The organism is Thermoleophilum album (genome assembly GCF_028867705.1).
Lineage (GTDB): Bacteria > Actinomycetota > Thermoleophilia > Solirubrobacterales > Thermoleophilaceae > Thermoleophilum.
In genome coordinates this window covers 656,999-669,558 of the sequence record NZ_CP066171.1, presented here as the reverse complement: position 1 = coordinate 669,558, position 12,560 = coordinate 656,999, and the positions used below count along the sequence as shown (strand labels likewise).

The following is a 12,560-nucleotide window of genomic DNA, read 5'->3' as shown; positions in this document are numbered from 1 at the left end:
GCGGCCGCTGGTTTCGCGGACCCGCAACTACAATGGGGCCGTCGAGCGCCTGTGGCGGAACTGGTAGACGCGCGAGGTTGAGGGCCTCGTGGGGCGAGAGCCCCGTGGGAGTTCGAATCTCCCCGGGCGCATAGGGCGGCGGCCACGATCGTGGCCGCCGCCGTTTTCGTTGTGGACGGGCGACGCCACGAGAAGCCGGCCAGTCGCGACGAAGCGATCGGCGGGGGCGACCGCTTCTCGCGATCGACCGGTCAGCTCGGCGAGACGGCCGAAGACACGACCTCGCCAGTTGTGACGTCGACTGCGACCGGGCCTGCCGTCGCGAAGTCAGCCACGGAGACGACGTGCGAGCTTCCCAATAGCTCGCTGCACGTGTCGCCGCCGCCAGCCGGAACGATCACCGTGCGCGGCCGAAAGGTGTTGATGAGTTCGGCCACGGTCTGACTTCCCTGCTCTTGCTGCCCCTTGTGGCGCGGGCGCGTCGAAAACAGGAACAGGCGCGGGTGATCGTCGAGCTCGGCCAGCGGTTTGAACCGCAACTCCGCCTCCCACCCCGGGTAGCGGAGCCGCTCGCGCTCCTCGCGTGCGGCTTCGGGATCGTCGGTGATCTCGCCGCCCATCCCGGCCAGAAGCACGTAACCCGGTGCGAACGCGAACGTCCCGTGCACGTTGCGCAGTTTCGGAAAGACGACTTCCACGTTGTAGCTCTCGCGCAGGAAGTGGGTGACCGGGGCATCGCTGGCGCCTGGTACCCAGTACACGCGCTGGTCAGCCTCTCCGAGCGTCCGCAGGACGGCGCGGAAACTCTCGGCCGATCCATCGGACGAGATGTCGCCGACGAGCACGACCGCTGACGCGTCGTCGGCCGGGATCGCGCCGAGCGCCTCGGTCAGACGTTCGACGTCGCCCCTCACGTTCGCGAGCGCATGCACTGTTGCCAAACGACCGGCCATCGTCGCGACCTCCTTCGCTGCGATCGACTCGCGCCCGCTCGGCCGCGCGGGCGCGCCTATGTCGGGCACAACGAGGAGTGTGGCGGGAACGGCCGGCGGCGTCACAAGCCGGATGCGGGGCCGGGCGCCGGCGTCTCGGACCGTCACGACCGCGATGGCGGTCGGGAAGGCTCTAGATCTTGAGCAGCGCGACGACGAGGCCGACGTAGACGATCGCGATCGCGATCGTCCAGCGGTTGAGGTTGCGCTCGACGAGCGAGCCCCCGCCCAGCGGCCCTTGCCCGGTGCCGACCCCGAACGCGCCCGACAAGCCGGAGTCGCGACCCGAGTGCATCAGGACGAGCGCGATGAGGAGCGCGGAGACGAGAACGAGGGCGGCGCTGAGGACGGCTTCCACGCCGCTCAGCTTAGCCGCCGCTCGGCCTCGATTTGTTCGATCAGCGCGCTGATCTCGGCGCGCAGTTGCCGCTCCTGGTCGCGTAGCAGCTGTGGATCGAGCTTTCCCAGAGCGCCGTCGAGCCGGAGCTCGGCAAGCTGCGCGAGCTTCTGGTCGCGCTCGGCGACGAGGTCGGCGAGCGCGGCGGCGGTGCCCTGCGCGCGAGCGGTGGCGCCCCGGGCACGGGCGGCGGCAGCCTGAACGCTGGCGGCGGCGTCGCTCGCTTCGTTCGTCGCTCCCGCCCGCAAGTTCCCGGTGCGGTCGCGCCGGCCGAGCGGCCACACTACGAAGGGAGCCACGAGCGCCAGGAGGATGAGTGCGACGAGCACCTCCACCTTGCGGTCAGCGCCGCTCCACGACCGTCGGAGGCTCGCCAGCTACTTGCGCTTCGCGGCTGCTCCCTAGGCCGCCATCGCCGCAGCCGGGCCCCCCCGTGCCGCCATCGCCGTTGCCGTTGCCGCCAAGGCGGGCTCCGACCAGCGGACGTGCGTCCGCCGCCGGGCGCCCGCTGCGGGCGCTGCCGTTGCGCGATGGCTCGCTAGCCCGGGCATCGGCCAGCGGGCGGCGAACCCAACGCCGCGAACGTGGCCAGAGGGCAAGCAGCGCCCCGCACAGCGCGATCCCGGCACCGACCCAGATCCAAGCGACGAGCGGCGAGACGAGCACGCGGAACGCCGCCGGCGGCGGGTCGCGCCGATAGATCTCTGCGAGGGCGGCCAGGGCCCTCAGTTGCTGCATCGGCGTTGGGGTGTGCAGCCGCCGGTCGAGTCCGCGCGCGACCGCGACGAGCCCGGACACGTCGGGGCGCACCGCGACCCAGAGGTCGCGCACGAGCGAGCTGCGCAGCGCTACCTCGCTCGTCGCCTCGCCTTCGAAGTAGCTAGCGATGATGCCGTTACCTGCGCGCGAGGGGTAGAAGTTGCGCGCCGGCTCGAGCCGCACTCGCTCGCTGCCGCGCTGCGCCTCGAGCCGAGCGCCGAGCACCACCGGAGCTCCCGTGCCCGAGGGATCTTCGAGCACATACGCCGTCGGCTCGAGGTAGCGGACCGTGTAGCCACCAACCGTCACCGCCTCGCCCGGGCGCAAGCGCACGTCGCGGCGCTCGGGGAACGACGACGACACCGCTATCCCGACCAGCAACAGAGCGATGCCCGCGTGCACCAGAAAACCGCCGTAGCGGCGGCGGTTGCGAGAGACGAGGCGCAGCGCCGCGAGCGGCAGCGGTTCGCCGAGCGCGCGCCGGCGAGCGCGCGCCCCGCGCACCAGCTCGCCGGCGACGACGCCGCCAAGCAGCGCGCACGCCACCACCATCGTCGCCGCCGCCGGACGGTCGAGAAGACCGAGCGGCGCACCCGCTGCGACCGCTGCCATGGCAGCCACGAGTCCCGGAGCCAGCGCCAGCAGGAGCGCGCGCGGACGCACACGCCGCCACGCCGCCGCCGTGCCCAGCGCTGTCACCAAAACCAACGCGACCGCCAGTGGACGCGTCGCTGCCGCGAACCAGGGCGGGCCGAGGGTGGCCCGACGCCCGCTCACCGCCTCGGAGACCAGGGGAAAGAAGGTCCCCCACAGCACCACCAGCGCGAGGCCTACGAGCAGCAGGTTGTTGACCAAGAACAGCGCTTCGCGCGACAGCCACGACTCGATGCGACCTGCCGCACGCAGCGCCGGCGCGCGGCGCGCCACGAGCCACGCCGAAAGTGCGGTGGTGCCCGCGATCAACGCGAGGAACTGGGGACCGACGGTGGAGTCGCCGAACGCGTGGATCGAGCTCAGCACGCCCGAGCGGACCAGGAAGGTGCCGGTGATCGCGAGCACGAAGGTGGCGCACACGAGCGCCGCGTTCCACACGGCCAGCATCCGCCGCCGCTCCTGCACCATCACCGAGTGGATCAGCGCGGTGCCGGTGAGCCAGGGCATCAGCGAAGCGTTCTCGACCGGATCCCACGCCCAGTAGCCACCCCAGCCAAGCTCGCCGTACGACCACAGCGCGCCGAGCAGGATCCCCGCGCTCAGGAACGTCCAGGCAGCGAGCGCGAAGCGCCGCGTCAGCGCGATCCACTCGGCGCCGGTGCGCCCCACCCACAGCGAACCGACGCAGAACGCGAACGGAATCGCGAACCCGACGTAGCCGAGGTAGAGCATCGGCGGGTGGAACATCATCGCCGGGTGGCGCAGCAACGGGTTCAGGCCGTTGCCTTCGGCGGCCGCCGGCCGCAACTCGGCGAACGGGCTCTCCCAGAACACGAGCAGTGCGAGGAAGAAGGTGGCGAGCGACGAGAGCAGGGCGATCGCCACCGGCGTGGCGTCGCGTAGGCGGCCGCGTGCGAGACGCAAGGCGACGGCGGAGTAGAGAGCGAGCAGCAGCACCCAGAACAGCAGCGAGCCCTCCTGGGTCGACCAGATCGCCGTCAGCTTGTAGAAGGTCGGCGTGTCGGTCGACGACGACTCGGCGACCATCGCCAGCGACAGGTCGGAGCGCAGGTAGGCGATCTCGGCGAGGACGAACGCCGTAGCGAGGAGCGCCGCCAGGGCGTAGACGGCACGGCGTGCCGCGGCTACGTACTCGTGGCGGCCGCTGCGACGCGCCGCAACTGCCAGAGCGACGCCGGTTACCGCAACCGCGAGCGCCGCTAGGAGGATGCCGGCGCCCAGAGCAGCCACGCTAGGACGACTCCCGAGCGGGGGCGGGCTTGCGCTCCTTGGTGTACTTCGACGGACACTTCGTGATCAGCGAGTCGCGCTCGGCCACGAAGACACCCCCGCGCATCCGCCCCGAGACGATCACCTCGCGCCCCTCCCGGAAAGGGTCGGGCACTAGGCCGCGGTAGACGACCGCAAGCGACCGACGGCCGCCGCGGTCGCGGATGCGGAAACGCAACGTGTCACCGCGGCGCTCGACCGAATCGCGCACCACGACGCCGGCGAGCTGTACCTCGCCGCGTGCGCGCCCGTCGAGCACGTCCGACGGCGAAGTCGCCTCGGTCGCCGACCCGAAGCTCGTGTAGAGCAGCGCACCCGCTAGCAACACGGCGCAGGTGAGCGCCACCACCAGCCGTAGCGAGCGCCTGCGGCGGACATCCATCGCGGCAAGCATTGTGACAGCTACGGGCGGCGGTGGCGGGCGCTTACCGGCGGGCGGGTGGAGGCGACCGGGCGGGTGGGACCGATGCCTTTGGGAGCTTTAAGAGCTGCGCCCCGCTCTCGGCCATCGGTCCACCGCCGCTAAAGAGCGCCCGACGCCCGACGTCTACCGGGGCGCGATCAGAGCTCGAAGCTGGCGCCACCGGCGAGCGGGAGGCCGGAGCGCCGGCAGGGCCGATGCCCTCGACCTGGTCGCCGAGCAGGGGTCAGAGCGACATACACGCGGCGAGGGCGCGGGAGGCGCCGTGTCAAAGGCCAAGGACGGCCGCGAGAGCGGAGCAAGGAGCGAAGAGAGAGCGGCGACCGAGGCGGCCGGTACAGCCGCCGTCCCGGTCACGTGCGCGGCGGCCGCGCACGACGGCTTCGAACCCGCGCAAGGCACCGAACCGGCCGCGGATGCGCACCGACGGTGGTTGGCGCCCCTGCTAGACGGCCGAGCCTGGGCGCTAGTGCCCACCGTCATGGCGTTCGCCGCCCTCGCTCTTCCCCTCGTCGCGGCATCGGTGGAAGGTCGCGCGCCGCGCGTCGTCGCTCACAGTGACGATCTGTCGGGCAACACGGAGGCGCACTTGCAGCAGCTGCTTCCAGCACGTGCGCGAGCGGCAACTGCTCACGCTGCTGCGGCCGACGACTGGTGTGGCACGCCGACGTTCGGCGAGTACGGGCCGGCACGCGCAACGACGGTGAAGGTCGTCTACGCCTTCCCTGCCGACGGCGAGGACCGCTTCGGCGTCTACTCCGACCTGATTCAACGCGACGTGGCCGTGATTCGCAGCTTCTACGCGCTCGAGAGCGGCGGCCGCGTCGTGCCACGCTTCGACCTCGGCACCGACTGCGGCGGCAACTTCGTCGACGTCCGCAAGGTCCAGCTGCCGCACCCCGCGAGCGCCTACCCGCGCGATCCGGGCCACGCTGCTCTGCGCCTCGCTCGCGATCTCGCCCCGGCGCTCGGCAGCCGGCGCAACTACCTGGTGTACGTCGACGGTCTCGACACAAACGGGAACGCGACCGGCGTCGCGACGATGCCGAGCGACGACTCGCCGGCGAACAACGAGGCCGAGCGCGGCGGCTTCTACGGCTTCGTGCTCGGCGACGGCTCTGACGAGTTCACGCGCGCCCGGACGCTAACCGCTCTGCACGAACTGACGCACACCCTCGGCGCCGTGCAGGACTCGGCGCCGCACGCGACGGGCGCCGGACACTGCTTCGACGAACACGATGTGATGTGTTACGACGATGGCGGGCCACGGGTCCCGCACCCGCTGCCACCGCCTCGCTGCGAAGCAGCGCCACTACCCCGCCTCGACTGCGGGCGCGACGACTACTTCGCGCCCGCGCCGGCGAGCGGCAGCTACCTCGCCACCCATTGGAACGTCGCACGCTCGCCGTTCCTGTGCTCCGAGCCGGAGTGCCCGACAGCTGCACTCGCACGGGCGGCGCGGGCGGCGGTCGGCACGACCCAGCGTTCCCCCACCGCGCGTGCCACGAGAACTCTCGCCAGAACGCTGGCGCACGCGATCGCCCGCCACCTGCGCCGCAGCGGTCGCTTGCCGCACACGGTCGCAGCCCGATGGCACGCGCCCAGCCCAGGGGTCGTCACGGTCGAGGTGAGCGTCTGGCGGCGGCTGCCAGAACACAGCCGCGCCGAAGCGAGGCGGGCCGGCACGAACCGGCTGCGCTTCATCTTCCGCCGCAGTGCGCGGCGGGCTGCGACCGCTTCCGTCGGCATCGCCGTAAAAACGCGCTTCGCGCCCGGCCGCACGGTGCGCGTCACGGTGCGGTTTACACCTCGCTCAAGCGACTCGAACAAGCGCCGATAGGTAACGCGTAGCTCTCAAGGGAAAGAGATCAGGTGGGCAAGGAAGCACCGCAGCAGCCCGCGGCAGCCGCAGCCGTAAGCGATCCGTCCGGACCGGCGCAGCCAAGGAACATCCGGCGCCGCGCTACCGAGCGCACCCCCCGGCTCACGGCCCGCTTCACGCTGTACGTGTCGCTCGCCTTCTTGGGAATCGCAGCTCTCGCTGTCGTGCTCGCCGGCAGCTGGGCGGTTTCTCGTGCCCGCGCGGAGGCAGTCCGTCAGGCGCGGCTGGTCGCGCACGTGATCGTCGCGCCGGCTCTGCGCAGCAAGACTGCGGAGGGCGCTGCGCGGCAGGCGACCAGCGCCACGTTCGACCGGACCGTGCGCCGCAGCGCGCTGTCCGATGGCGCTTTGCGACTCAAGGTCCACTCGGCTGAAGGCCGGATCTGGTACTCGACGCGCCGCGCCGAGGTGGGCGGCCCCTCCGAGCGGCCGGACGCCGTGCGCCAAGCGATGCGCCGCGGCAGCACGACGCGGATCGCGACGATCGCAGTCGGCGACAACACCCAGAAGGCGATCGAAGCCTACGTTCGCACTCGCACCGCCGGTGGCGTGCCGGTGGTCGTCGAGCTGTACAAGGACTTCGCGCCCGCCGTGCGTGCTGAGCGCCGCAAGCTCGCCGCTTTCGCGGCCATGTTCGGGCTCGTTCTCGTTGCGCTGTACGTGGCGACGCTGCCGATCCTCGTGCGCGCGGGACGGCGGATGCGCGAGCAGGTGCAGGCCATCCAACGGCACGCCTACTACGACCCGCTGACCGGCCTGCCGAACCGCGCGCTGTTCCGCGACCGTGTCGCCGCGGTGATGGCCGAGCCGGCGGCGCGCTTCGCTGTCGCGATCGTCGACCTCGCGCGCTTCCGCGAGGTCAACGACACTCTCGGCCACCGCGCCGGCGACCGCTTGCTGAACGGGATCGCCCGAACGCTAAGGATGGAGATGCCCGCGCGCGACACCGTCGCGCGGCTCGGTGAGGACGAGTTCGGAGTGCTCGCTCACGGCGTCGCCGGAACCGACGGCGCGGCGCGACTCGCCGCACGTCTACGCGAGATCGTGGCGGAGCCGCAGCGCGTCGGTGATCTTGACCTCGAGATGCAGTGCAGCATCGGCATCGCTCTATACCCAGACCACGCGCGCGATCCCGAGACACTCGTCCGCTGCGCCGACATCGCCGTCCAAGCGAGCACCAGTGCCGGCGACCTCGTCGTCTACCACGACACGCTCGACGACTACTCCCCTGCGCGGCTGACGCTGGCCGCCGAGCTGCGGCGCGCGATCGCCGAGGACGCGCTCACGGTTCTTTACCAGCCGCAAGCCGACATCGAGAGCGGACGGATCCGCAGCTGCGAGGCGCTCGTGCGCTGGGAGCATCCGGAGCTCGGCCTGCTCACCCCCGACAAGTTCATTCCCCTTGCCGAGCGCACCGGCATCATCCGCGAGCTCACCACCTACGTGATCAGGCGCTCGCTCGCGCAGTGCCGGGAGTGGCAGGAGCGCGGTGTCGATCTCGGTGTAGCCGTGAACATCTCGGGGCTGGACGTGCTCGACATCGAGTTCCCGGACCGGGTGCGCGCGCTGCTCGACGAGGCAGGCATCGAGCCGGCACGGCTCGAGCTCGAGATCACCGAGAACACGGTCCTCGACGACCCGGCGCGGGCGCGCGCCGTCCTCGACCGCTTGACCGAGTTCGGGGTCCGCGTCGCGATCGACGACTTCGGTTCCGGCAACTCGTCGCTCGGCTACCTCAAGCGCCTGCCGGTCGAGATCCTCAAGATCGACAAGTCGTTCGTGCTCGGCATGAACAGCGATCCCGACAACGGCGTGATCGTGCGCTCGACGATCGACCTCGGGCACAACCTCGGGCTGCGCGTGGTGGCCGAGGGCGTCGAGGACGAGGCGGCGTGGAACACGCTCGCCCAGCTCGGCTGCGACATCGCGCAGGGATACCTGCTCGGCAAGCCGTCGCCACCTGAGGTGATCGAGCGGCTCGTGCGCGAGCGCACGGCTACCGCCTAGCGCCGCGACCGGCACCCGCGTCTCGTCCGGCCGCTGGCACGCGCCCGAGCTGTCCCGCACGATCGGTCTAGCGCACCCGGAAACGCCACACGAGCGGCGCACGGTCGTACAAGCGGCCGGGGCCGCCCGCCGCCACCACCAGCCGGTGGCGGCCGCGGCGCAAGCCGCGCAGCTCGATCGTCCGGCGCAACCGGCAACGGAAGGGGCGGCGACGGTCGATCCGGCACAGAGCCCGATCGGCCGTCGGATCGGGCGATGTCGCGACGAGCCGCACACGGCGACCCCGCACGACGCCAGGCAGCCGGCGGGCGGCGCGCGTGTCGGGCGGCGCGACCGAGCGCACGAAAACGTCGGCGACCCCGTTCGTGTCACCGGCGACGATCGTGCTGTGGCGCGATTCGAATGCGGCGACGGTGCCGTCCTGCGCGATCGCCGGTTGAACGTACAACGGCGTGCGCCAGAACTCCTCGAACGGTCCCGCGGCAGGTTCGTCGAGCGTCGCCGTGCCCCCGCTACCGACGCCTCGGACGTAGACGTGCTCGCGGCTCGCGAAGGGCGGTGCGAGGTTCTCGGCGAACGACTGAAACACCACCGTCCGCCCGTCGCCCGAGATCGCCGGGTTGAAGCTGTCGCTCAAGCCGAGTCCGTCGCTCACGGTGCGCGAGACGAGGATCGTCCGGCGGCGCGCGCGATCGCGTAGGAAAACGTCGGTGCGCCCGTTGACGTCGCCGCGGACGAGGTTCGTGGCGTCGCTGTCGAACACCACGTAGCGTCCGTCTGCCGAGAGATCGCAAACCTGGGCGAAGGGCGGGGCGAGAGCGGCGTTCTGCTCCTTGCCGGTGCTCGACAGCGTGACGCGCTCCGTGCGCCCCCGAAGCAGGTCGCGGACGAGAACGTCCTGGACGCGGTTGCGGTCGCCGCGCACAAGGTTCGTCGCGGCCGAGCTGAAACAGACATAGCGACCATCGGCGGAGATGCGCGGATTGGACGAGTTGCCGTTCGCCTGGCGGCCGCTCGTCGAGACGCTGACGCGCGCGACCGTCGCGCGCAGCCGGTCGTAGACGAACACGTCGGTCTTGCGGTTGGTGTCGCCCGGCACGAGGTTGCTGGCCGCGGAGGCGAAAACGACGTAGCGGCCGTCGGCCGAGATGTCGGGCTGGAAGGAGTCGCCGTCGGGCGCGGCACCGCCGATCGCCCGGCTGGCGAGCTGCGGAGCGCCGCCGCGCTCGCGCACCACTACGAGCGTCTTCTGCGTGGGTGGTACTGGGACGAGGTTGTCGGCGGCAGTCACGAACGCGACGACCCGTCCGTCGCCACTCAGCGTCGGCGTCCCCGAGACGCCGTTCGCCGCCTGGCCGTCGGCGCGCGCCGAGACGAGCTCGGCGCGACCGGTTGCGAGGTCGAACGTGTAGACGTCGCGCAAACCGTTCCCGTCGGCGGGGCCGAAGTTCGAGGCGTCGGTCGCAAAGGCAACGACGAGACCGTCGGCCGAGAGCGCCGGCTCGCCGCTCGCCCCGTTCGGGTCGGCGGCGGGCGGCGCGACGCGCACGAGGCGCGCGCCCGCCGGTAGCTCGGCAGCCGCGGCGGGCGCCGCTCGCCCCGTTTGCAGTAGCGCCGCGGCAAGAGCCGCGACCAGCACGACGATGGCCACGCACGCCGATCCGGTTACGCCGACCGGACGCCGTCCCTCGCGTCGGCACCTGCCCGCCACGGGATCGATGGTAGGGGCTGGCGCGTGACCGGCGCGCGGGTTAGCATGGCGGCGAACGCCTATCACGGCAGGGGTAAACGTGTGAAGCGTGACGGCCGGTCGCCAGGACGGTGGCCGGCGAGGGGGGTTATCTGGTCATGTCGAAGAAGCGTCTTTCCGTGGCGAGGCGCCGAGCTGTCCTTGCCTACGCCGGCGCGACGTGCGCGCTGGCCGCTCTGGCAGCTGCAGCCAGTGCCAGCGCCAGCAGTTTGGACGGGTTGAACCTCGGACTGCCGGGGCGCTCGTCGCCTCAGGCGCAACAGCCGGCACCTTCTGCGAGCGAGCTCCCGCGCACGTCGCAGCAGCGCCTGGTGACGCCGGCGCGTCCGGCACAAGCGCCGACAGCAGGAGCTGCGACGCCACCGCTGCACGGCAACAACCCGCACGCACAGGGGACTGTTCTGTCGCTCGATCTTCAGCCGAAGGGCGACCGTCCGTTCGCGGGCGACCCCACCGGACAGGGGAACGGCGAGGAGGTGGTGGTCGGGCGCTCGCGCGCAGATCGAGCTCCCGACGGGACCTACCGCGGTCACGTCACCGTGCTCGCCCTCTTCGGCAACGAGATCGTGGGAGTGACCACGAACCAGGGCGAGTCGCGGTCGGGGCCGCTCGATCCCGTGCAGCGCGGCCTGCTCGACCAGGTCTGTCAACAGAGCATGGGGCTCGTCTGCCTCGAGGTCGCGAAGGTCGAGTCGAGCACCGACGCGAACGGTTCGCGCAACGAGTTCGCCCTGGCGCGGGCGAAGGTCGGCGTACAAGGCACGCCCGTGCTCGATGTAGGCGCGGCCGAGTCGCGTGCGACCCTCGCCGCCGATCGCACGACTGGCTGCGAGACCGCGGAGAGCTCGTCGCGCGTGGCCAGCATCGGCATCGGCGGTCAACTCGGTGTCGAAGGTCTCTCGGCTTCGAGCCGCTCGCGCTCGTGCACCGACGGGACGCAAGAGCAGTCGAACCAGTCGACGGTCGCGGCTCTGCGCACGCCCGCTGGCGACCTCGTGCAGCAGATCGACGGCGTGCTCGGGCAGCTGCTCGGGGCGATCACCGGCGGGGGCGGTGGTCAGCAGCTGCCGATCGACCCAGGGCAGCTCGGGCAGCAGCTCGGCCAGCTCTGCGACCAGGCAAACCAGATCCCGGTTCTTGGCCCCACGCTGGGCCAGGGGTGCGAGCAGCTCGTGTCGACGATCACCGGTGGTGGTGGTGGAAGCACTTCGCAGAACCCGCTGGCGGATCTCCTCGCGACGCTGCTCGGCGACTTCCGTCGATGCCTGCAGGGCACGGCTAACGCCCAGGCGGGTGTGCCGCCACTTTTGACGCTCGTCTGCCACGGTGACGACAGCAACGGCACACAGGCCGAGCGTCCTTACGGTGTGCGCGAGGCGCTAGCTGTGACGCTCCTCGGTGGGCAGGCACAGAACCCGCTCGCCGGCGTACCCGTGCTCGGCGACCTCCTCGGGCAGCTGATCGCGGCCGCGCCGCAGCAGGGGGCTCTGCGGCTGGCGCTCGCGCAAGCCGAAACGAAAGCCGCGCCAGTAGCCGCGGCAAGCCAACAGCAGCAACCCGCCAGCAGCTCGCCGCAGCCGGAAGCGACGCCGAATGCGCCAACGCCGGTCTCGGAGGAAATCCCCGAAATCAGCGAGGAGCCGGTGTCGCCAGTGCGCCAGCGGCACGCGCGGCCGAGGGCTGCGGCACCGTTCCGCATCGCTGGTAAGGAGCTGCCGTTCACCGGCGTCGAGGTCGCGTTGATCGCGCTCACCGGGGCGGTGACGCTGGCGGGCGGGCTCGGCCTGCGACGTCTCGCACCGACCTCCTGACGCGGCGCGATGCGCGCGCAGGCGATGCCGCTTCCGCGCCCCTCGATCCGGGCGGTGGTGTTCGCGGCCGCGGCGGCGATGGTCGCCGCAGCGGCCGTCGCTCTGCTCGTCGGCGACGGCGAGAGCGGTGGCGAGCGGACGACGCAACGGGTGTCGTTCGCTCCGGCGCCGGCACCGCCCGGCTGGCGAGCGCTACGCCTACCGGGAAGTGCCGAGCGCGGTTTCGTGCCGGCGCGCTGGCGGGTGCGCTACCGATCGGGCGTCGCGAGCGCCGAGGCACCCGATCGGAGCATCGTGTTCGGCATCGCCGCGTTGCGCAGTCGCGGTGATGCGCTCGCCGCGGCGCTGCGCGAACTTCGCACCCGCTACCGCTCGGTCCGCCCGAGCGCCGAGGCTGCGCTGCGACTCGCCGGACTGCCGGCGGTCGGCGTCGAGGTGGCGCTGCGCAACCGGCGGGGCGCGCCGCTGCGGGCGCTCGTGATCGTCGCTCGCGGCAGGCGCGAGCGCTATCTCGTTCAGGCGTTCAGTCGTGCGGACGCGCCCGCCAGCCGCGTGCGCGAGCTGCGGCGCGCACTGGCCACCCTGCGTTTGCGATGAG

General features: G+C 71.7%; 10 protein-coding genes and 1 tRNA gene. 5 read left to right on the top strand and 6 right to left on the bottom strand.

What is annotated here, in order from left to right:
- Nucleotides 1-45: 45 nt before the first annotated feature.
- Nucleotides 46-131, top strand: a tRNA-Leu gene (locus JDY09_RS03075).
- Between the two features lie 120 nt (nucleotides 132-251).
- On the opposite strand, the gene JDY09_RS03070 is transcribed toward JDY09_RS03075, so the two are convergent.
- Genes JDY09_RS03070 through JDY09_RS03050 form a run of 5 tightly spaced genes read right to left on the bottom strand, consistent with a single transcriptional unit; the run spans nucleotide 252 to nucleotide 4,474 of the window.
- The gene (locus JDY09_RS03070) at nucleotides 252-1,100 is read right to left on the bottom strand and encodes a metallophosphoesterase (RefSeq protein WP_274717550.1); all 849 of its coding nucleotides are present in this window, start codon (nucleotides 1,098-1,100) and stop codon (nucleotides 252-254) included.
- Between the two features lie 25 nt (nucleotides 1,101-1,125).
- On the bottom strand, nucleotides 1,126-1,350 hold the full coding sequence (gene secG, locus JDY09_RS03065; protein ID WP_274717549.1) for a preprotein translocase subunit SecG: 225 nt from the start codon (nucleotides 1,348-1,350) through the stop codon (nucleotides 1,126-1,128).
- Between the two features lie 5 nt (nucleotides 1,351-1,355).
- Nucleotides 1,356-1,724 carry a hypothetical protein gene (locus tag JDY09_RS03060; protein ID WP_274717548.1) on the bottom strand — a complete coding sequence of 123 codons (369 nt, stop codon included), beginning with the start codon at nucleotides 1,722-1,724 and terminating at the stop codon, nucleotides 1,356-1,358.
- Nucleotides 1,725-1,731: 7 nt separating this feature from the next.
- A complete protein-coding gene (locus JDY09_RS03055) occupies nucleotides 1,732-4,053 on the bottom strand; it encodes a heme lyase CcmF/NrfE family subunit (protein WP_274717546.1) in 2,322 nt (773 codons plus the stop codon).
- Nucleotide 4,054: 1 nt separating this feature from the next.
- Complete coding sequence (locus tag JDY09_RS03050) at nucleotides 4,055-4,474, bottom strand: cytochrome c maturation protein CcmE (RefSeq protein WP_274717545.1); 420 nt, start codon at nucleotides 4,472-4,474, stop codon at nucleotides 4,055-4,057.
- Between the two features lie 508 nt (nucleotides 4,475-4,982).
- On the opposite strand from JDY09_RS03050, the gene JDY09_RS03045 reads away from it, so the two are divergent.
- Nucleotides 4,983-6,353: a hypothetical protein gene (locus tag JDY09_RS03045; RefSeq protein WP_274717544.1), complete on the top strand. Its 1,371-nt coding sequence runs from the start codon at nucleotides 4,983-4,985 to the stop codon at nucleotides 6,351-6,353.
- Between the two features lie 32 nt (nucleotides 6,354-6,385).
- A complete protein-coding gene (locus tag JDY09_RS03040) occupies nucleotides 6,386-8,401 on the top strand; it encodes a putative bifunctional diguanylate cyclase/phosphodiesterase (protein WP_274717543.1) in 2,016 nt (671 codons plus the stop codon).
- 67 nt (nucleotides 8,402-8,468) lie between these two features.
- Here JDY09_RS03040 and JDY09_RS03035 read toward each other — a convergent pair whose 3' ends face one another.
- Nucleotides 8,469-10,112 (bottom strand): TolB family protein, encoded by a 1,644-nt coding sequence (locus JDY09_RS03035; protein ID WP_274717542.1) that lies wholly within the window; start codon nucleotides 10,110-10,112, stop codon nucleotides 8,469-8,471.
- 158 nt (nucleotides 10,113-10,270) lie between these two features.
- Here JDY09_RS03035 and JDY09_RS03030 point away from each other — a divergent pair, with 158 nt between their 5' ends.
- Both JDY09_RS03030 and JDY09_RS03025 read left to right on the top strand, forming a co-directional pair.
- Nucleotides 10,271-11,962 (top strand): hypothetical protein, encoded by a 1,692-nt coding sequence (locus JDY09_RS03030; RefSeq protein WP_274717541.1) that lies wholly within the window; start codon nucleotides 10,271-10,273, stop codon nucleotides 11,960-11,962.
- 9 nt (nucleotides 11,963-11,971) lie between these two features.
- Nucleotides 11,972-12,559, top strand: a complete 588-nt coding sequence (locus JDY09_RS03025) for a hypothetical protein (protein WP_274717540.1) — start codon at nucleotides 11,972-11,974, stop codon at nucleotides 12,557-12,559.
- The last annotated feature ends 1 nt before the right edge of the window (nucleotide 12,560 follow it).

Coding starts and splice junctions, on each gene's coding strand:
- JDY09_RS03050 (WP_274717545.1), bottom strand. CDS start 4,474: ATGGATGTCCGCCGCAGGCGCTCGCTACGGCTGGTGGTGGCGCTCACC.
- JDY09_RS03025 (WP_274717540.1), top strand. CDS start 11,972: ATGCGCGCGCAGGCGATGCCGCTTCCGCGCCCCTCGATCCGGGCGGTG.